Annotated in this window: 19 protein-coding genes and 1 pseudogene; 2 read left to right on the top strand and 18 right to left on the bottom strand. The window is 53.9% G+C overall.

Annotated features, from left to right (window positions below; genetic code table 11):
* Window positions 1–14 precede the first annotated feature (14 nt).
* Both WC859_00425 and moeB read right to left on the bottom strand, forming a co-directional pair.
* Window positions 15–431: a DUF2203 domain-containing protein gene (locus WC859_00425; GenBank protein ID MFA5974615.1), complete on the bottom strand. Its 417-nt coding sequence runs from the start codon at window positions 429–431 to the stop codon at window positions 15–17.
* Between the two features lie 42 nt (window positions 432–473).
* Window positions 474–1,217: pseudogene (gene moeB, locus WC859_00420) on the bottom strand (molybdopterin-synthase adenylyltransferase MoeB).
* 191 nt (window positions 1,218–1,408) lie between these two features.
* Here moeB and WC859_00415 point away from each other — a divergent pair.
* Window positions 1,409–2,602 (top strand): SpoIID/LytB domain-containing protein, encoded by a 1,194-nt coding sequence (locus tag WC859_00415; GenBank protein MFA5974614.1) that lies wholly within the window; start codon window positions 1,409–1,411, stop codon window positions 2,600–2,602.
* A 181-nt stretch (window positions 2,603–2,783) separates the two neighbouring features.
* Here the strand turns inward: WC859_00415 and WC859_00410 are convergent, their stop codons facing one another.
* From WC859_00410 to hxsD, 10 genes are all read right to left on the bottom strand, one after another.
* A complete protein-coding gene (locus tag WC859_00410) occupies window positions 2,784–3,380 on the bottom strand; it encodes a hypothetical protein (protein MFA5974613.1) in 597 nt (198 codons plus the stop codon).
* A gap of 70 nt (window positions 3,381–3,450) precedes the next feature.
* Window positions 3,451–4,671: a glycoside hydrolase family 5 protein gene (locus WC859_00405; GenBank protein ID MFA5974612.1), complete on the bottom strand. Its 1,221-nt coding sequence runs from the start codon at window positions 4,669–4,671 to the stop codon at window positions 3,451–3,453.
* Window positions 4,668–5,774, bottom strand: a complete 1,107-nt coding sequence (locus tag WC859_00400) for a DUF5009 domain-containing protein (protein ID MFA5974611.1) — start codon at window positions 5,772–5,774, stop codon at window positions 4,668–4,670. Before WC859_00400 ends, WC859_00405 begins: the two co-directional genes overlap by 4 nt.
* Before the next feature lie 6 nt (window positions 5,775–5,780).
* Window positions 5,781–6,242 (bottom strand): hypothetical protein, encoded by a 462-nt coding sequence (locus WC859_00395; GenBank protein ID MFA5974610.1) that lies wholly within the window; start codon window positions 6,240–6,242, stop codon window positions 5,781–5,783.
* Between the two features lie 162 nt (window positions 6,243–6,404).
* Window positions 6,405–7,073 carry an HTH domain-containing protein gene (locus WC859_00390; protein MFA5974609.1) on the bottom strand — a complete coding sequence of 223 codons (669 nt, stop codon included), beginning with the start codon at window positions 7,071–7,073 and terminating at the stop codon, window positions 6,405–6,407.
* A gap of 63 nt (window positions 7,074–7,136) precedes the next feature.
* Window positions 7,137–7,907: a hypothetical protein gene (locus WC859_00385; protein ID MFA5974608.1), complete on the bottom strand. Its 771-nt coding sequence runs from the start codon at window positions 7,905–7,907 to the stop codon at window positions 7,137–7,139.
* Between the two features lie 135 nt (window positions 7,908–8,042).
* Window positions 8,043–9,125 carry a His-Xaa-Ser system radical SAM maturase HxsC gene (hxsC, locus tag WC859_00380; protein ID MFA5974607.1) on the bottom strand — a complete coding sequence of 361 codons (1,083 nt, stop codon included), beginning with the start codon at window positions 9,123–9,125 and terminating at the stop codon, window positions 8,043–8,045.
* 77 nt (window positions 9,126–9,202) lie between these two features.
* Window positions 9,203–10,705, bottom strand: a complete 1,503-nt coding sequence (gene hxsB, locus WC859_00375) for a His-Xaa-Ser system radical SAM maturase HxsB (protein MFA5974606.1) — start codon at window positions 10,703–10,705, stop codon at window positions 9,203–9,205.
* 3 nt (window positions 10,706–10,708) lie between these two features.
* A complete protein-coding gene (locus WC859_00370) occupies window positions 10,709–10,948 on the bottom strand; it encodes a hypothetical protein (protein ID MFA5974605.1) in 240 nt (79 codons plus the stop codon).
* Window positions 10,945–11,358, bottom strand: a complete 414-nt coding sequence (hxsD, locus tag WC859_00365; GenBank protein ID MFA5974604.1) for a His-Xaa-Ser system protein HxsD — start codon at window positions 11,356–11,358, stop codon at window positions 10,945–10,947. The genes WC859_00370 and hxsD overlap by 4 nt, the downstream gene beginning before the upstream one ends.
* A 754-nt stretch (window positions 11,359–12,112) precedes the next feature.
* Between hxsD and WC859_00360 the strand changes: the two genes are divergently transcribed.
* Window positions 12,113–13,309, top strand: a complete 1,197-nt coding sequence (locus tag WC859_00360) for a pyridoxal phosphate-dependent aminotransferase (GenBank protein ID MFA5974603.1) — start codon at window positions 12,113–12,115, stop codon at window positions 13,307–13,309.
* Window positions 13,310–13,414: 105 nt separating this feature from the next.
* On the opposite strand, the gene WC859_00355 is transcribed toward WC859_00360, so the two are convergent.
* From WC859_00355 to trxB, 6 genes are all read right to left on the bottom strand, one after another.
* Window positions 13,415–14,335 carry a ParB/RepB/Spo0J family partition protein gene (locus WC859_00355; protein ID MFA5974602.1) on the bottom strand — a complete coding sequence of 307 codons (921 nt, stop codon included), beginning with the start codon at window positions 14,333–14,335 and terminating at the stop codon, window positions 13,415–13,417.
* A gap of 232 nt (window positions 14,336–14,567) precedes the next feature.
* Complete coding sequence (locus WC859_00350) at window positions 14,568–15,002, bottom strand: NADH-quinone oxidoreductase subunit I (protein ID MFA5974601.1); 435 nt, start codon at window positions 15,000–15,002, stop codon at window positions 14,568–14,570.
* Complete coding sequence (locus tag WC859_00345) at window positions 14,978–15,838, bottom strand: hypothetical protein (GenBank protein ID MFA5974600.1); 861 nt, start codon at window positions 15,836–15,838, stop codon at window positions 14,978–14,980. Before WC859_00345 ends, WC859_00350 begins: the two co-directional genes overlap by 25 nt.
* A complete protein-coding gene (locus tag WC859_00340) occupies window positions 15,838–16,647 on the bottom strand; it encodes a 2-oxoacid:ferredoxin oxidoreductase subunit beta (GenBank protein MFA5974599.1) in 810 nt (269 codons plus the stop codon). The genes WC859_00345 and WC859_00340 overlap by 1 nt, the downstream gene beginning before the upstream one ends.
* A 13-nt stretch (window positions 16,648–16,660) precedes the next feature.
* Complete coding sequence (locus WC859_00335) at window positions 16,661–18,418, bottom strand: 2-oxoacid:acceptor oxidoreductase subunit alpha (protein MFA5974598.1); 1,758 nt, start codon at window positions 18,416–18,418, stop codon at window positions 16,661–16,663.
* Entirely contained in the window at window positions 18,415–19,347 is a 933-nt protein-coding gene (gene trxB / locus WC859_00330) for a thioredoxin-disulfide reductase (protein MFA5974597.1), read from the bottom strand. Before trxB ends, WC859_00335 begins: the two co-directional genes overlap by 4 nt.
* Between the last annotated feature and the right edge of the window lie 99 nt (window positions 19,348–19,446).

The raw sequence follows: 19,446 nt of genomic DNA, 5'->3' as shown, positions 1-19,446 counted from the left end.
CTCTTCGGAAAAACTTAATGAGACATCGTTGAACTGCTCTGAGGGAGCGTCTGCAACTCTTCAATGCCCTGATCCTGGAGATGCCAGTAGCGGACTTTTTTCTCGCCTCTTTTCCAGCTCAACCACACCTCTTCCCCTTCAACCCGCCCCGGAAAATCCACCAACCCGGTATCCAGGTCTTTGGCGATACCCCCCAGAGTCGAAATGTGATCCACGTTGTCCTGGACAGCCTCCAACAGAAACTCCACCTGTGAACGGATCAACGGGGGGGACACCCTTTCGACCGGGTCCGCGGGAGCCTTCAAGGGTTCGACCGGAGTCACCAAAATCCCCACGCGGCGGCGGCAGGAATCGATGTGTTCAAAAATCTTTTCGAGCTTCGGGATCAGTTGCTCGATATCGCGTGGCGTGAAATGTTTTTTGATTATCATTCTCTCAAACTCTTTCTCGCTGCATCATATCACCTATTTTGTTCCACAAACCAGGCACTCCGGATCCTTCTGGATCGGGACCTCGCGGAATTTCATATCCAACGCGTTATAAAGAAGGAGTCTCCCGATGAGCGGCTTTCCTTTTCCAAGAATCAGCTTAACCGCCTCGGTCGCCTGGATCAGCCCGATGACCCCCGGCAGGATGCCCAGCACACCCGCTTCCGCGCAGGAGGGAACCGTACCGGGAGGCGGCGGTTCCGGGAAAAGACACCGGTAACAGGGCCCCTGGACGGTGCCAAAGATAGAGGCCTGCCCTTCAAATCGGAAAATACTGCCGTAAACATTCGGCTTGCGCAGAAGAACGCAGGTGTCATTGATCAGGTAGCGGGTCGGGAAGTTGTCGGTCCCATCCAGGATCAGGTCATAGCCCCGGAAAAGGTCCATGACATTGCCAGCGGTGAGTTTGACCGGATACAGGGAGACCTGCACGTTCGGATTAATGGAAAGGACGCGGTCACGGGCGGCTTCGACTTTGGGCCGCCCGATATCCGGCGTACCGAAGGCCACCTGGCGCTGAAGGTTAGACGCCTCCGCCCGGTCAAAATCCACCAGCCCCAGCCGGCCGACACCGGCGGCCGCCAGATACATCCCGAGCGGCGAGCCTAAACCGCCGCAGCCGACCAGCAACAGGCTCGCCCGTTTGAGTTTTTCCTGCCCTTCAACACCCACCTCCGGCAAAATCAGATGCCGGGCGTACCGAATTACTTCTTCAGATGTCAGTGTCATACGATTTCATTTTATCACACCCTGGCCGTCGCCCATTTATCGAAGGACCATTACAAATAGTTCTTGTCAGGTGACATGCAATTTGGTATTTAAACACAACTGATTTGTTGTTTACAGCAAACGGTTGCATCGTAAATAAAATTTTAAGGATTTAGTTTATCAGACGTTCAACTCTCTTCACCTGGATGGCGGTGGCCTCCACCGTCCTAATTAGTAGGGTTTGCGCCCAAGATACCGCGATTTCCACGGTCCGGGTTCGTCTACTGGCCAACGAAACGATTTCCCAGATTACGCTTCAAGCCTACGGCGGGCTGCGCATATCCGCTGAACGCGCCAAGGATGAAGTCGTTGTGACGGCCTGCGACAACCAGTTGGATATCCGCGATGCCCATGGGCCCAAAATCATTCAACCGGTCGCGAATCTGGCCTCCCGGGCGGGCCGATGGATCGAAATCCAACGGCCGAAAAAAGCGCCGCGCCGCACCGTCGGATGGCTGCAGATCAGCGCGCGCAACGGCAAGCTGCAAATCATCAACGTCCTGCCGCTCGAAACCTATGTCCTCGGCATTACGGAAGCCGAGCTGGGATCTCTCGATTTTAATCCGGAAAGCCTCAAAGCCCAAATCGTCGCCAGCCGGAGCTACGTCCTGGCTTCCCGATGGCGTCACCGCAAGGAGGGGTACAATTTCTGCGACACCCCGCATTGCCAGGCCTTCGGAGGCACGTCGTCCATCCGGTCGAATTTTAAACTCGCGATGCAGATTTCACGCGGGCAGTATTTGTCCTACAAAGGAAAACCGATCGCCGCGTTCTATCATGATAACTGCGGCGGAATCACCGCCGCGGTACAAGATGTCTGGAAATGTCCGACCGTCCCTTATCTCCAGAGCGTCTCCGACACGAACGGAACGGATACTTTCTGCCAGAGCGCGCCGCGAGCCGAGTGGCATTTCGAAGCTCCGGGGCAACAGCTCCGGATGTGTTTCCTCCGCGCCGGCTGGATCGTGGGATTGGACGCTTTGGATACCCTGCGCGTCATCCGCAGGAACTCGTCGCACCGCGCTCATCAGGTTCTGATTCAGTCCAACCAACCCCGCTGGGTCCCAGCCAAAGAATTCCGCCAGGTCATCAACCGGCACTTTCATGGGGAAGTGTTGAAAAGCACCTTTTTTACGATCTCCAAAACCAAGGATGGCTACGAGTTTAACGGGCGGGGCTGGGGCCATGGGGTGGGACTCTGCCAGTGGGGGGCCATTGAAATGGCACGCGAAGGTTACACCTATCAAGAAATATTAGACCATTACTATCCCGGCACGACCCTCGAACGGCTGCCCGAACCGGCGATGCTCGCCGCCACCAGTCAGAACCATTCCATTTTCAATTAGTCATCAGACTAGACCCTCACCCCAACCCTCCCCCTCATCAGGGGGAGGGAGATTTATATTCCCGAATGGGAACATTCTCCCCTCTCCCTGCTGAGGGAAAGGGCAAGGCCGACCAAAGGGAGAGCCGCGGGTGAGGGTTTTGTCTCCATCGGATTACTGCAGGGGGGGATGACGGCTCGGGTTAGTAGTTTGGAAGGCTGACGATTTTCAGCTGGTCATCGATCGACTTAACGACAAACATCTCAGGCTCAGTTGCAGAGACCGGCTTGATTGGATTGATATAAACCATGACCGAATGATTAAGCCAGTTCCATTGTTGCATGGCTTCAATCTTGTCCTCTGGAAGCTTTCCCTCAATCACACGGCTGCTTTTTGGCCCGACCACCGCCGCCACATCAGCCGACGGCTCTTCCTTGGATGACTGTACCGCCACGTAACGGCTGAGGCTTCGCTTGCAGAATTCCTGATAATCTTTTCGTTTCCGAATTTCGGGGGAAAGTAACTTCCAGGCGTCCTCCGCCTCTCCCTTGTTGTAATGTCGGAAAAAAGACAAAACCAGGGAGACCGCCGCATCCAATTCTTTGTCCGATTTTTTTCGACGCCGCACAGGATGCGCCTTGGCTGGAGCCGTCGTGGCCTTCGGCCGCAGCGCCTCTTCAGGAATGGGTTCTCCCAGCGGGATCCCTAATCGCTTTCGGATCTGGTTTGGGGTTTCTTCCGCGGCACAGCTCATCGCCAAAAACAACAGCGTGAACCCGATGATGTTCCTTCCCGTCATGTAACAAGTATTGAATGAGATTTTTTTTCTTTCAAGTGCATTCTCATGGGGGGGTCCCCGGGCGGATAATCTAGATTGTTTTAGTCAGGCCGCGCTGCAGCTCGCGAAGGATCGAGAGATCAGGCCTGAAGTGACGGGAATCCAAGGCGCGCAGGATCTCTTTTTGCGGGTGAGTCGGCCAGTTTTCCCAGCCGAGCAGCGGCCCCTCACGGCGGAGCCAGGTTGGATTGGGCGGGAACTGGAGCAGGCCGTTGGGGAAGAGGTGCCCGGCCAATGTCTTGTACGTCCAGTAGGTCCAGTGAAACCCGAACGATTTGAAAAGGTCAACCGCATCCCGGACCCACCGGGCTTCCGCGTGACAGCTTGGGCAACGGCTGTTCACGCCGAATTCGCCGATCAGCACCGGGCGTTTCTTCCGGGCAGCCCAAGCCGCATAACGCCGCAGATCGCGCCGTAGGCTGTCCTTTGTCCAGCGCTTCCCGTTGACCACACCCGGGTAGCACGCGCCGAGTTCCAGATTGAACACATACTGAAACGGGTTATAGAAGTGCGGGGCGTACGCGATCTGGTCATCCGTTAAATGATCGATCCGATCGAAGCCGCTGGACCAGACGGTCCCTTCAAGAAAGACAATATGCCGGTCGCCCGCAGACCGGATCGCCTCCACACAACGGCAGTAGAGCGCCTGAAGCAGGGGTTTATTATCCGTATTCGGTTCATTAAGCAAATCATACCCGGCGACCACCGGCTCATCGCGGAAGTGTTCCGCGATCGTTCGCCAGAGGCGCACGGTGGCCTCCTGGTTCGATTTAGAGGTCCAGAGTCCGGCCTGGCCCGAGCTGTCGGAGTGCCAATCCGCATTCTGTGAACCGGGGGCGGCATGCAGGTCCAGCACGCAGTACAGGCCCAGGCTCCGGCACTGGCGCACCAGCCAATCCAGGCGCTCAAAACCGTTGCGTTCGTAGAGATTTCCCTGCGGCGACGGGAGAAACAGGCGGTAATTAAACGGCACGCGCACCAGATTGAATCCCCACTCCCGTATCCGGCGCAGATCAGCGGCTTGAACGAAAACATCCTGATAGCGGTTGAAAAAGGCTCGAGCGCGTGTCCGGCCGATGGTTCCAACCAGGCTCCGCCGGATGGTTTGCTCCGGCTTATTGGGTCCGCCGAGAATATAGCCCTCAATCAAGAGCCAACTTCCCAGATTCACCCCGCGCAAGGCGACCGGCCGGTCCTGTTGATCAACAATCCGGCCCTTCTTGACCTGCAGAAAATCCAGGGACGCTCTCATATCTTGATGAAGATCTTTTTCCGCCAGAGGACCCACGCAAAGGCCATCCAGAGCAGGGTATAACTCGCCGCATAGGCGGCCGACGGATCGAGGCGGGACATCCAGCCGAAGAGGTGTTCCGAAATAAAGATCCGGAGGTTACCGGGGCTGCCATCGAGTTGGGGGATGTGCCAGAGATTCTGGAGTTTCAGGAAGAAAATATGCAGAACATAAACGGCGATGGCATTGACCCCAAAAACTTCAAAAGGCCTGGACCAGCGGCGCCAACCCTTCATTTCCAGCGCCCAGTAGCAGAACGCCAGAAGCAGCAGCGCCCAACCGGCTGTCCAGCAAACATAGGAACTGGTCCAGAGAGCTTTGTTGATCGGGAAAATCCTGTCCCACTTCCAGCCGATCAATAACAGGACACCGCCCGCTTCGAGAAGACCGGTGATCTTATGGGCCTGAGCCCCCACGGAACGCAACCATCTTCCGGCCAGATTCCCGAGAAGGGCGGTGGCAACCGCCGGGATCGTGCTCAAGATTCCCTCCGGGTCATACACCGGCCGGTAGAGGTGTTTTCCCAGGAGCATCCGGTCAACGCAGGCCGCCAAATTCCCCTCCGGCGTCAGGTTGCCGGCGCCAAATCCCGGTACGCCAACGTGGGTCATCATCCACCAGTAGCCGGTTAATGCCGCGACGATCCCGACAATTTCAAAAACGGTCGACGTGTAGAGGAAGGCCAGTGAGGCGAAGAAATAACAGAGCGCGATGCGCTGCAGGACCCCCGGAATTCGAATCAAGGACAGGTTGTAATGGGGAAACCCATTCATCAGAAGTCCCAACGCGAAAAGGATCACCGTCCGCCGCAGGACCTGGGCGAGCAACTCCGATCGGGACTTGCCCTGGGCCAGCCGGCTGGAAAACGAATAAACCAGCGAAAGACCGACGATAAAAATAAAGAAAGGGAAAACGAGGTCTGTCGGCGTACAGCCATTCCAGGCGGAATGATCCAGCGGCGCGTAAGCCGTCTCATTGCCGGGGCTGTTGACCAAAACCATCCCCGCGATGGTGATTCCACGAAAAACATCCAAAGAAAGCAGCCGCTCTGTTTTAGATCCCATGCAATTTCAATCCTTCTTCAAGGACAGCCGCCACAGGAAAAAGGCGACAACCAATCCTCCGGCCAGACAACCTGACAAAAACGCACCCCCAACGCGAAATCCAGTAGGAAGTTGGTGGAACTGGAGAAGAAATTGAAGCGTAATCCCGAGTGCCTGGGCCAGTGATCCGACGATCGCTCCCAGAGAGAAACAACGCCCAAAATCATACGGATGGTGAAAACAGTTCGTGCAGCGCACCAGGAAAATGGTCACCCCCATTAAGAGCCCCCCGCCGATGAGTGCCGCCAGCCAGGTGGTTTCAATGACCCAGCCGACAAACAAGAGAGGATGCCCCTGAACCAAGCTCGGGACTCCCTTTATGATCAGGAACATCCAAAGAAGGACGTGGACCAACAATACATACGAGACATAAAACCCGGCCACCCACGACTTACGAATAGCCGGTGGCATCATTTCCTTATCAATCATCGGAAGTCTCCAAAAGTATCCGCTCTTTATTCACCATTACGCAGGTTATACATTAGTTGCATCGCAGAGGCCAACACCGGAAGGAACAACCCAGAGGAACCGTTTCATTTAGCCGTTTCACGACCGTTTCAATATTTTGAAACTGTTTCATTTGAAACGGTTCTATTTTTTGAGACGAATGCCGCCATCCGGATCGCTGTCGGAGCGGCCGGACCATTCCACCTTGCTCTGGTCCTCAAGACCCTTGACCGCCCTCCAGACAGTGGCTTTGGACGCTCCCAGCGCAAGAGCCAGGTCGCCCGTGCTCATCGGCGACTGGGCTTCACCCAGGGTTTTCAAAATGCGCTCTTGAAGCGAAACCTTATCTACGGCACTCATCGCTGAAACGGTCTTGCGCTTAAAAAACTGCTGAGAGGTCAACGTCCCGAAGAAGATGGCGGTGATCTGCATGCACAGGGACAGGAGCCCCTCCGGCACCCGGCAGGAAGCGATATGATTGGCTGCCGTTAACGCCACGATGTAGAAAGCCCACCAGAAAACAACGAAAAGTTCCCCCCGCCGCGCCCGCTCCGAAATGATCTCCGGATCCGCCACCCAGCGCCGCAGTTCCCGGTGCCCCGCGTACGCGGTCAAGAGCGCAATATATGCGATATTCGGATCGTAGCGAAGCACGAACGTGGTCGAGAGGAATTGCCGCAGATGGAAGTAAAACGCTACAGCGGTAAACAGGTTGACCAGCGGCCGCAGCACCCGCCCGGCGTTCAATTGAGCTAGAGCCGCCATCGCTCCCGCGCTCGGCATTGTGTTCGGTGTGGGTGGGACAGTGCTCATGTGTTAACCTCCGTCATTCTCGCGTTCTCTCAGAAAGCGTCAGCCAGAACCCTTTTCCGCGACTTACCCTCCACGCTTCCTTATAAATTGCCGCACGATGTTCCCAACAGCAGAATTAAGTTGTTTATAAAATCGGTCGACTTCGATCCAAAATTCCTTAGTTTTACTTCCCAACTCCTTCTCAACAAATGATTGAGCTGCAGCATCTGCGAAGTAAAACCGATTTTCCTCCATAGATGACCCTTCAGACCAATACGGGACTGAGTTATCCTTCCCCGATTTATAAAAATGATGATCGTATCCCTGGGCAATGCATTTGGTTGCATAATGGAATGCTACATTTTGACGAAACAACATTACTTTTCTCCAAATTGCATGCTTCGTAGAACCATTATCCACTACATCCTGAATTTCAGACCATGCACGAAAGGCTTCATCAGGCAATCTTGGGATAAAATCTGAAAAATATGGGTGTTTCCAAGCTGGTCGATTTACTCTCACAAGTTCTAGGAATTCCCATAAAGTTCCCAATAGGATGCGTACTTGATGTTCTCGAATGCCGGACCACTGGCCCCAATCCGGATTGATCCCTTGAACAACCTTCTCCCGTTGGTCTTGGTGCAGGATGAATGCATAAATGATGTCTTTAAAGTCGTTGTAAAAGAGAGCTAAAGCCAAAACAAAATTGCATACCTCCTGCATCGGAGGATCTTTATCAGTGAATATCGAACGGTCAAAGCTACGCAAGGGCACTAATCTGTAAAGAGGTGATAGTCGTTTCTGTGGCTGACTATATTTTTGGCTAAACCTTGGGAATCGAATATTCGTTTTCATTGCTGTTTGCGCAACGTTGCTCCCCCTTTGCCCCCCTTCTTACCCATGACCTTCCCCCCGTTGGCGGTCAGGGGTGTGGCCAACGAACAAATATAACGCACTGCTAGGGTCAATCTCCTTTTCGCCGCGTACTTCTTAAGATAGAACAGCGTGGATATGTTGACTATACTTTTGGCCTGACGTCTGAAACAGCCCACCGCACTTGTCTTTGACTTGGCATTTACTACATTCCTCTAGATATATTGTTTTCCAATCCGATATTGACTGGCGCGCATATTTCCATACAGGCTCTGGCAATATGCAGAGCGGCGTATTGTAAATGGACACGTTCATTCCCCTCGTAGCCAGGAACTCAACACCTTCGACCAACTGCCCAGAATAGTCATATGGTTCGATCCACAACTGGCCAAGGTTCTTTCTGGCATATCCAGTAACCTCCATCCCCATAATAGCCACATGCGAGATAAAAGGCAGGTTGCGATAGATGAATTCACAGAGATGAGGGAGACGTTTAAAGTTCAAGGCATGCAAGACGATTCGCACCTCAATATCTTGATTATGCGCTCCCAAGTTATAAATACCGAGAACCGACTGTTGAAATGCCTCTTCTGATCGGACTATCTGATTGTGTTGTTCTGGAACATCCGAATAGAGGGGGATCGCTAACATTAAATGGGGATGTTCAATATCGCTCAGTCGCTTCACATACGATCTGTAATAAAACATTCTTCCGTTTGTAAGGATCGTAATATTTGTATTTGGCAACTGAGTTTTGCAGTCACTAATGACATCCAACAACCCATTCCCAAGGAGAGTGGGTTCTCCACCAGTAATGGCTATGTTCGCGGTATCTTGCGGGATCATTCCGACCAACCTGAGAGCCATACCGAGAAACTCCTCATCGCGATCGTTTCGTGGGGGCTGAGAACACATCAGACAATTATTGTTACATCGCTCAGTCAAGAACAGTGCGTTATTGTTAGATTGGGGCCTAAATAGTGTTCTGACCATGCCCGACCGAGAATTTATCGCAACGATGTCATCATCCACCAAATGATCCACATGACCAACAGAGTGAACAATTGGTATTGTTCGAGCATCATTATCTCGCACATACTCATCCAGGCATGAGCGCGTAATTACACCCAAAAATCCATCGACATCATTCATGTCCGCTAGCGTATCGCACACATATAAATATTTCGAACGATCATCCACTGGATGGCCGAGATTCTTGGTACATCTCGCCATTATCGATGTATCAAAGTTAATAGGCTTTCCAATAGTAGATAGCCTCAAGATTTATCCTCATCGGAACACGGTGCTTCATCTCGCTCATTGATCCAAGACCACAATACCTTTTGAGTTCGATCACCCCCACTCCTGAGCAATCCCATGAGGTGTTGGATCATTGCAAATTTAATTTTGCATCGTTCGGATGTGGGTTGCTGCCCGAAAATATTGCCCTGCGTAGCGTAGTTGTTAATGGGGTCCGCACCGCAGTAAGGCTGGAATGCACAATCTGCGCAACCGGGCAACGCTTCCAGGCATGAGGCGGTGCCCAGTAAGCGCATCACCTCGCCTCCAAATATCTGCTGGTACGTATTGAGGTTTACATTTCCCATGAGAAACGCATCATCTCCTTGCTCTGCTAGCATTCGCGCTTCATCTGCTGGATACACATTGCCGTTGTGGTTGTAAATTACTCCCGCAATACCGGCTCCAGCCGGGGATTGCAAATCAACGAAGCCGATTGGGAAGGGTGTAAGTATCCGTGTAAGGATCATGCATGCATATGATTCAGAGAAGAATGTTCCCTCTAAATTGATGCTGATAATGTATTCCAAACATTTTTGATAGAACTCCATAAATTGCGCAGGGTGGTATCCGATCTTATCTCGCGCCTTGAGAGCGTAGCCATATGGGTTTAATGGCCGCAGAAATACATTTCGGAAGCCACATTTCAAATACTCATCAACTATCTCTCGTGCGAATCCAAGACTTTTATTCGTGATGGTAAGCAATGCGGAGACGCGTCCAATCCCCAGAGAGGATCTCACTCGCGCCAGATTGTTTATAAGGTTCCTGTAGCCATTTCCCCCGCGGATTGGTCGATTTTCATTATGCAACCACTCCGGCCCGTCTAAGGAAGTAGATATATTGACTTTATATTTCCTGAAGAACTCCAATTGACCATCAGTGATAACAGACAGATTTGTTGCCACCACAAAATCGATAGACTTCCCTATTCCAGCGGCTTTATTGCTTGCGTATTCCACAATGTACTCGACAACAGGGTAGTTTAGGAGAGGTTCACCCCCCTGAAATTCTATTGTGATTGATGGTGCGGGCCCCGCCATAATCACATCCACGACTTTCGTAGCAGTATCTCTTGTCATGTCATAGGACTTCTCTCCTTCTCCAACACGTGAGACCTGACAATACTGGCAGGAATGGTTGCATCGTAGTGTTGGGACCACCATGTGGAGCTTGGTAAACCCAAAAATAAAACTTTTTTTGGTCCTATATTTCGTAACAAGAGCTGGGAGCAAATGCTGAGTAACATTGTCTACGACAAAATGCATCGATCGGAGATCTTTATATATGTCTGACTCTACGGGCATCGCATGGCTCACAAGCGAAGCAAGATCACCTTTCGTTATAAAGCTGTACTCGCCCACCTCATTTACTAGACATATTTCCTGATTGGGCATTTCTACGAAACGAAAAGGCAGCAGTTTATATGGATGACCATTACCTTTATACGCGGTTGCATAAAGAGTATTTGCAGGCATCATTAGCTATTTATCCTCAAGCATTTTCAGGGACTGCCCAAGGGCCAGGTTTAGAAACTCGCCTTTCACCTGCTGGCTATCCGCTAAATGCTGATTCTTGACAACAATAGTTACGTGGTAGGATTTTCCCCGGTGGAAGAAGTCTACGTGACAGAATGAGAAGAATAAATCAGACGCTTCTTTTAAGGCCTTTTCTTGATATATCAAATCATCCAGAAGGAATGTCTCACCATTAAAAAAACTCATTCTGGTTGGGTTGAGGTTTTCGTAGCATTGATCCCCACAGGGTCTTTCAGATAATCGGCCTCTTGGCTCGAGTTATCCCCAAGATTTCCTTCATCAAATGCGGCGGCCACCAGCAATTGCCTTACAACTCCCACTTCGCTATTGATATCTCTCCTCAGACGCTGATTTATCAACTCGTTAAGGAACTCCCCGGCGACATCTGAGTCTCGGTGGTTCACATCCTTCAGTTGGATAGTTACGAGTATCTGCCCTCGTTCGTCATGGGCTAAATGAATATAACAGCGATCAATGAAGACATAGCATGTCTTAAAAACAACTTGTTCTAAATATAGAGAGGGATCAATAAAAAACCGGAAGACCTTATCACCGATGTCGGTGACAACACCTTCCGGCCTACTCGTTGGAGGCATGTTTATTTCCGAAGTGATGGTATTGTGGGTAACTTAGTAACGACTCGAGTAATGGGAATAATGCGAGCCATGTGAACCATGTGAGCCATGTGAACCATGTGAATAGTGAGAATAATGATTCAAAGCAAGCTTGACAGCATTACCCATTCGGTTAAAAATCATCCGACTAAACCGATCAGGCCGGATGCTAGTTGCGGGTTGTATGCTTACAGACGGAGACATCCTCTCAGCCTTGTCAGTATTATCTGAAATTATTGCCTGAGCAACGGGTGCTAACCCCAACGTAATCATCAGAGCACTCAGAAGAGCCCTCAGTGGTTTAACGCGGTCTTGATCTTGTTTCTGGAGCAGATTGGTAAGGCTGTTGCGAAAACGTGGTAGGTTCAACATATTACACCTCCATGTGAGGTCTGACTTCTACTGATTTGTATGCTACAAATTCGTGGGGGCAAATGACAACGCAAAAATGTTCCCTGTTAACCTATATTGAACGGGTTACGAGGATTCTAGGGTGGGCAGCCGCCCGTGCCTACATTTCCAATTGCATTGCGTGCCGGTGGTTGGCACGTGAACGACCTGTGGGCTCAGCGAGGCGGGACGGCTCGCCCTCGAGGTCCCGACCGCTGTTTTGGAGGGCCGAGAAGACGGACCGCCGAGCGCCCGGAGACCGCACCGGAGTGAACGGACAACCACCGGCACGCGGTGCCCGGGCGGACAGCGGTCCGCCCCTACGTTACCGATGGTAGAATAGGTCGTGTTTTCTTCGATCGGCCAGCATTTCGACCAGCCGCAGAACCGCCTGTATCAGGAACGGGAGCGGCGGAGGGCTTCCGGACTACCAGTCCTAGACCTGGTCTCCGGGAATGTCCATGACCAAGGGATTCACTTTCCCGCCGATTCTCTCCGGAAAGCGATGGACACCGGGCTCCGGTTATCGCGATCCTACCGGCCTGACCCGCGGGGACAGAAGAAAGCCCGTGAAGGCATCAGCCGCTTCTACCGCACCGAAGGGCTATCCATCCCTCCGGAACAGCTGATCCTGACCCCGGGCACGAGTCTCTCTTACCTTTATGCTTTCAAACTGCTCGGCAATCCCGGCGACGAGTTTCTCTGCCCGCGTCCCACTTACCCGCTGTTTGACTCGATCGCCACCCTGGCGGATATTCAGCTGAGGCCCTATCCGTTGCGTCCCGAAGGACGCCGCTGGGTCATTGATTGGGAGGGCCTCTCCGCCGCTATAACGGACCGGAGCCGGGCCATTGTCTTGATTTCTCCCCACAACCCCACCGGAGCGGTCGCCTCTCCGGAAGAAGTCGATCGTTTATGCCACTTGGCCGCTGAGAAAGACCTGGCGATTATTTCGGATGAAGTCTTCAGCCCGTTCGTTTTCGCGAAGGGACCCCTGCCGAGACCGGCGTCGCACGCCACCCCCCTGGTCCTGACGCTGAATGGATTCTCTAAGATGTTCGCCCTGCCGGGTTCTAAAATCGGCTGGATGGCTGTCACCGGACCGGCGCCGCGTGTTCAGCAGGCACTGAAAACACTCGAGATGATCTCCGATACCTTCCTGCCGGTTCACGAGGCGGCACAAGCCGCTGTACCGCTCCTCTTTCAAAGGGGCCGTCCCTTCTTAAACCGTTTTCAAACGGAGGTGCGCCGCCGCATGCGCCTGGCAACACGGGAACTCTCGCGTTACCCGGTCTTCGACGTGATCCCGCCGGAAGGCGGCTTTTACCTGGCGGTCCGGCTCACGAACGGCCTGGACGATGAACGCTTCGCTTATGAAGCGCTTCACCGGCATGGGTTATTGATTCATCCGGGGTTTTTCTACGAATTGGAAGGAAGTTACTTCGTTTTGAGCGGGATGGAGAAACCAGCGGTTCTTCGAACAGCCCTCCGGACATTGGCTCGCCTGGCGAGAGGGGGCAGGGGACGCTGTTTAGTTTTGTAGTTGTTTGTCGGAATGTGGAATGTTCTAGGGAGATAATGGGGGTAGTGATGCTCAAATGAATCGAATACGTACGCGGCAAACAACTACAAAACTAAACAGCGTCCCCTAACCCAGAGAGTCGCCGGGTTTTTGATCGTTTAACGCGTTCCCAAGACGAATAAAGAAATCACCCAGGGTCGCCTTGGGATCTTTCCCCTCGGTCTGGACCTCAAAGGTCCATTGGCCTTTTCCCTCGTAACGAACGTTCCAGCTGCCGGGAGGGCCCCCGTTCGGAGAGAATGAAAGCTGCGGCCAGAGGTCTTCCAGAGGATCCACTTTCTTACCATCAGCCAGCCGGCGTGAAGCGGACTTGCGGCGGTCGTTGCCGGTGCGGCCTTCCAGTTGCCCGGCCTGCTTAAGCCACTCCCGTACCAAGCGCTCCGTCTCTTTCACGCTTAATCCCTCTTGGTGGATCTGCCGGGCCATGGCGATTTGCTGCACGATGTCGGTGATTTTGCGCAAAACGCGGGTATGGCTCTCGGTCACCTGGCCGGCGGGAATCAGTTCTTGTATTTCAACCGGCAGCTCCAGAAGAGCCAGACAGCGCGCCACGGTTCCCTGACTTTTGCCCACACGCTCGGCGATGGTCTCCTGAGTCAGATTATAAGGAGGCTCTATCAGCTGCTTGAATCCCCTGGCTTCCTCCAGAGGGTTCAGATTGGTCCGTTGGAGGTTTTCGATCAGCCCTTTGAAAGCCGCATCCTCATCATTGACCTCAATCACCCGCGCCAGAATGGTTTCCCATCCCAGCAACTCCGCCGCCCGCAGGCGCCGTTCGCCGGCGACCAGCTCATAAGCATTACCGACCGGCCGCACGGTGATGGGCTGAATCAAGCCTTCCTGTTTCATGGATTGCGCCAAATGGCTCAACGAAGCATCATCAAACTGCCGGCGCATCTGATGGGGAGACGTATAAATCGCGTGAAGGGAGAGAGATTGTATGGTGCCGAGATGAAGCGAAGGCGCGGGGCTGGAAGAATCATCCATCAAGAGCCTCCATGGACGCAAGTGCCACGTCGACCCAAGTTGTACCGTATTCACACAGACGTGTCAAGATTGACGGCTATCCCCAAGAGAAAAGAGGGGACGTTGTTTAGTTTTGTAGTTGTTTGTCAGAATGTGAAATTTTCCAGGGAGATAGTGGACTTAGTGATGCTCAAACGGATCGAAGACGTACGCGACAAACAACTACAAAACTAAACAGCGTCCCCTAGCCTACCTAAACTTTGTTCCAAGTGATCTTGAAATCATCCCGCGAATGAAACATCCGCTCGTACTCCAGGGTGTGATGAACGGATTTGGGGTTGGTGGGACAGGCTTCTTCACAGAGACGACACCAGTTACACTTGCCAAAATCGATGGTGTAGGTCTGGATGATCTTTTTGCCTGCTGCGTTGCGTTCGCTCTTCAGTGAAATGCAGGCGGAAGGGCATGCCCGCACGCACAAATCGCAGGCGATGCATTCCTCAATATGAAAGGTCAGCATCCCCCGGAACCGCTCCGGGAGGGCGGCCTTTTCCTTCGGATACTGGAGGGTGACTTTCCGCTCAAACAGATAACGGAAGGTCAGCGCCAATCCTTTCAACAGGTTGACGGAGTTCGCCCAGACCGATCGGAAATACCCGGTCATCAGGGCACCTGGCTCCGGATCCATTCGGAAAGCCTGGAATCAGGCATGAGCGCCTTGGTATTGAGCGCAAAATTAAGGCCCCGCAGCTCCAGATCCACCCGATTCTCAAGGCCGTCGCTGGTCAGCGTATTGAGCACGATCAGCGTCTGCCGCCCTTCACGGTCAATCGCCTCGACCCGATCGCGCAGGGCCTGGATCGATTGGCGTCGAATCACTGAAGGGGCATCCTCGCGCAGGGTCACTCCTTCCACCGTCGCGTATCCGCCGCGTTTCTGGACCCCTTCCGAAAGACTTTGCAGGATACGGCCCCAGCGCCGGTTATCCGACTCATCATTCGGTCCATTGGCCACAATCACCACCGACTCCTTGGCGGGCTGAGAACTGATTTCATGGGCCCTGTCGAGAAGGATCTCCATCGCCGCCGCCGAGTCATTCAGCGGATCGGAGAACTGGATGGTCGCATGTTTCTCCAGAGGGAAAAGCGGGATATTGATGAATCCGGGTTGAACATCCACACCAAAAAGATACTTCCACTGCCGGGCCGCCTTGGAAAACGGGGAGACGAGGAGCGGGACCACGATGATCGTGTGGGCGCCTTTTCCCTCCATCGCGAGGACGTCTTCCTGAAGTTCCGTCCGCTCCACCATCGTGTCGCCCAGGCCGAAGAAGATCACGTGGGGACAGGGGAGTTTGGCCGCTTTCACCACCCGTTTGACCGCGCGGGTCCACAGGGGAGATCCTCCCTGAGCCAGGATAATGACGGCTCGGTCGGAAGCCGCGACGGCCGGGCGGGCCGGCAGCAACCCGGCCAAAAACATCAGGATCATGCACCGCATAAAACGGATGGATAAAGTTCTCATTAGGCGTACCTGTTTAGAAGTTCTTTGAAGTATTTTTCATCATCCCGGGGAAACTGCCCGATAATGTCGCGGATCCGTTCATTAAACGTCTGCCGCGTCTCATCCTTATAAAAAGTCCCCAGAAAAATGTGATGTTTATCCTGCCACAGTTCAAGGGCGCGCATTTTGTTGGAGGGATTTTCGTAAGGAGCGATGGGGGTCACTTTCTTTCCGTAATAGGGGTAGGTGTCATTGAAAACCACGCAAGGCGACAGGGCATGGATAAACGAAAAGCCCTTGTGATTAATGCCTTCAATCATCAGATCCGTCAAATGTTTGATCTGGCCCGCATAGCCGCGCGCGACAAAGGACACGTCGTAGGCCAGGGCCAGCGCGATGGGATTCAGGTTTTCTTCCGCCACGCCGTAGGGGCTCGATTTCCCCTGAAAGCTCTGCAGGGTGGTCGGGGAAGCCTGGCCTTTCGTCAAACCATAAATATTGTTGTCGAGCATGATGTACGTGATATCGATGTTGCGCCGCGCCGCATGCGGAAAGTGCCCGCCGCCGATGGCCAGCCCGTCGCCGTCCCCTCCCACCGCGATCACCGTCAGTTTGGGATTGCCGATCTTAACGCCCATAGCCGTCGGCAACACCCGCCCGTGTACCCCGTGAAATCCGTAGGAGTTTACAAAAATGGGTAACCGCCCGGAACAACCGATCCCGGAGACAACCACCACGTTCTTCGGATCCAGATCCAGCGCCGCCAACGCCTGGTAGAGGGCGTTGAGAACCGCGAAATCCCCGCACCCGGGACACCAGGTCGGCTTCACCTCGGACTTATATTCAGCGGTTGTGCGTGGCAAGACGTTCTCCCTGGGCCGCTGCTTTGGCGCTGCCGCTCATTTCTTTCAATTTAGCCAGGATCTCCTCCGCAAAAAAGGGCAGTCCCTCGCACTTGGTCAGTGTTTGTGTCGGGATGAGAAATTTGGACTGGAAAAGCTGATTCAACTGCCCCATATAGTTGAGTTCCGCGATCAGGACCTGCTCCACGGACTGGAGGAACTCCAGGAGGTCGGCTTCCGGAAGCGGGTAAACCATCTTCAGCTGCAGCTGCGCCACCGACAGGCCCTGCTGAATGGCCATTTCCACCGCTTCACGAATGGCGCCTTGCGTCGACCCCCACCCGATCACGCCGATTTTCGCCTGTTTCTCCCCGAAGCGGGCCGTGAAACCTTTCTCCCGGGAAACTTCTTCGATTTTCTGGGCGCGCTTGGCCGACATGATCGTATGGGTTTTCGGCACGAAACTCGGGAATCCCTCTTCCGTGTGCTCCAGGCCTGTCGCCGCGTAACAACCGCCTTTCATCCCGGGAATCGCCATCGGCGAAATCCCGTCCGGCGTGATTTTGTAGCGGTCATACTCCTTCAGCTCCGCTTCCGACGGCAGGAGCCGGTTGATCACCGGCACCCGGCTGAAGTCAGGCCACACATACGTCTGGGTCCGGTGCGCCAGGGATTGATCGGTGAGAAAAATGACGGGCGTCTGGTATTTTTCCGCCAGATTGAACGCCTGAATCATGTAATAAAGGCACTCTTCGACGTCACCGGGGGCCAGGACGATCCGTGGGGCGTCACCGTGCGCGCCGTAAACCGCCAGGTTCAGATCCCCCTGTTCCATCTTGGTCGGCAACCCGGTGCTGGGCCCGCCGCGCTGGGCATCCACCACCACGCAGGGGATCTCGGCCATCGTCGCCAGCCCCAGCTCCTCCACCATCAGCGCCAGGCCGGGGCCGGAGGTGGCGGTCATCGCCTTTTTGCCGGCGAATGAAGCGCCGATGACCGAGGCGATCGCGGCGATCTCATCCTCCGTCTGGACCACCGCGCCGCCGAACTTCGGCAATTCCCGTTCCATCAATTCAAGGATATCGGAAGCCGGGGTGATCGGGTAACCGCCGAAGTAGCGGCACCCGGCTGAAATGGCTCCTACGGTGAGCGCCTCATTCCCTGACATGACGACATGCTTATGGGAGGACTCCAGAGGAGCGAAAACGGGCAGCTGTTTCTTGACGGGGTGCTGCGCGACAAATTCGGAGCCGGCTTTCAACGCTTCCAGATTTTTAGCGACCACCGCATCGCCTTTTTTACCAAAACGTTCGCGGATCAGCTGCTCGAGCGTCTCGAAGGACAGGTCCAGGACCCGGGCCACAACCCCCAGCGCTACCATGTTTTTCGTGATCGCGGATTTCACGCCGTGCGAAGCGATCTCGTCCAGCGGCACCGCGTACGCTTCGAAGGATCCTTCCGGTTTGTAATGCGCCGGCTCATACACCAGCAGACCGTCCGGCTTCAGGGCGGCGTGGTGCAATCGAAAAGCTTCTTCGTTCAGCGTGACGAGGATATCGGCCTGATGGCCTTGAGACAGGATGGTCTGGTCTCCGAAGCGGACCTGGAACATCGCGGGCCCGCCCTTAATCTCCGCCGGAAACGTGCGGAACGTGAAAACTTCATAATTGGAGCGGGCCAGCGCCATGGTGAGCAGATCACCGCTGCTGATGATGCCTTCGCCGCCGTCGCCGCCGATGCGAACCAGAATATCTTTCACCGTTTCAAAATCCCCTGGATAAACTTTTCCGCCGCCACCGCGGCGGTGGTCCCATCCCCGACAGCGGTGGTGATTTGCCGGGTCAGCTGCTGGCGGACATCCCCGATCGCAAAAAGCCCGGGAATCGAGGTTTCCATGTTTGGATTGGTGAGGAGATATCCCTGGCCGTCTTTCCGGACCGGATCTTTGACGATGCCGTTATTCGGCGAAAACCCGACGTAAATAAACACACCGGCGGCCGGAATCGTCCGGGATTGATTCGTCTTGACGTTCTTGATTTTGACCCACTCGACCAGATCCTTGCCCCCGATTTCCTCCACAACAGACTCCAGCACCAGCTCCATTTTGGGATCCGCTTTGGCGCAGGCCTGCACGATCTGGGACGCGCGAAGTTCGTTGCGGCGGTGGACCAGAAAAACGCGGGAGGCGAATTTCGTCAGGTAAAGGCCCTCTTCGACAGCGGAGTCGCCGCCGCCGATCACCACCATCGGCTTGTTCCGGAAAATCGGCAGCGGGCCGTCGCAGATGGCGCAGTAGCTGACACCCTTGTTCAGGAATTCTTTTTCCCCTTTGCAGCCGAGCGCGTTGGGGCTGCCGCCGGTGGCCAGAATCACGCTTTTGCCCTTCAGAACGCCTTCCGGCGTTTCCACATGGAAAAGATCGTTGCTTTTACGCACAGCGCTGGCGGTTATGGAACGGATTTCCGCTCCGAACGCCTTGGCATGATCCGTCATTTTCTGGGCCAGCTCCCGGGCATCGATGCTGATGAAACCCGGGTAATCCTCGATAATCCCCGTTTTATTGATCTGGCCGCCCGGCAGCTCTTTTTCCAGAATAACCACTTTCAGTTTGGCTCGGGAGCCATACAGACCGGCTGTCAGTCCGCCCGGCCCGGCTCCGACGATAACGATGTCGTAAACGTTTTCCATCACAAAACACCCTGGTGACAGTCACCGAAACTGACACTTAAATTCATCATATTAGACAAATCATTTTTCTTGCTCATAACATTTTCGACCAACTTTCCG

The organism is Elusimicrobiota bacterium (assembly GCA_041660185.1).
In the GTDB taxonomy this organism is placed as follows: domain Bacteria; phylum Elusimicrobiota; class Elusimicrobia; order 2-01-FULL-59-12; family 2-01-FULL-59-12; genus JBAZWU01.
Note: the sequence above shows the minus strand (reverse complement) of the source record. Positions and strands in the feature narration are given on the sequence as shown.

Bases quoted from the DNA above. Each gene is read 5' to 3' on its own strand.
- WC859_00410 (MFA5974613.1), bottom strand. From the start codon at position 3,380: ATGACGGGAAGGAACATCATCGGGTTCACGCTGTTGTTTTTGGCGATG.
- WC859_00345 (MFA5974600.1), bottom strand. From the start codon at position 15,838: ATGAGAACTTTATCCATCCGTTTTATGCGGTGCATGATCCTGATGTTT.
- hxsD (MFA5974604.1), bottom strand. From the start codon at position 11,358: ATGCCTCCAACGAGTAGGCCGGAAGGTGTTGTCACCGACATCGGTGAT.
- WC859_00405 (MFA5974612.1), bottom strand. From the start codon at position 4,671: ATGAGAGCGTCCCTGGATTTTCTGCAGGTCAAGAAGGGCCGGATTGTT.
- trxB (MFA5974597.1), bottom strand. From the start codon at position 19,347: ATGGAAAACGTTTACGACATCGTTATCGTCGGAGCCGGGCCGGGCGGA.
- WC859_00370 (MFA5974605.1), bottom strand. From the start codon at position 10,948: ATGAGTTTTTTTAATGGTGAGACATTCCTTCTGGATGATTTGATATAT.
- WC859_00400 (MFA5974611.1), bottom strand. From the start codon at position 5,774: ATGGGATCTAAAACAGAGCGGCTGCTTTCTTTGGATGTTTTTCGTGGA.
- WC859_00350 (MFA5974601.1), bottom strand. From the start codon at position 15,002: ATGGATCCGGAGCCAGGTGCCCTGATGACCGGGTATTTCCGATCGGTC.
- WC859_00395 (MFA5974610.1), bottom strand. From the start codon at position 6,242: ATGATTGATAAGGAAATGATGCCACCGGCTATTCGTAAGTCGTGGGTG.
- WC859_00390 (MFA5974609.1), bottom strand. From the start codon at position 7,073: ATGAGCACTGTCCCACCCACACCGAACACAATGCCGAGCGCGGGAGCG.
- WC859_00385 (MFA5974608.1), bottom strand. From the start codon at position 7,907: ATGAAAACGAATATTCGATTCCCAAGGTTTAGCCAAAAATATAGTCAG.
- WC859_00425 (MFA5974615.1), bottom strand. From the start codon at position 431: ATGATAATCAAAAAACATTTCACGCCACGCGATATCGAGCAACTGATC.
- WC859_00355 (MFA5974602.1), bottom strand. From the start codon at position 14,335: ATGGATGATTCTTCCAGCCCCGCGCCTTCGCTTCATCTCGGCACCATA.
- hxsB (MFA5974606.1), bottom strand. From the start codon at position 10,705: ATGATGCCTGCAAATACTCTTTATGCAACCGCGTATAAAGGTAATGGT.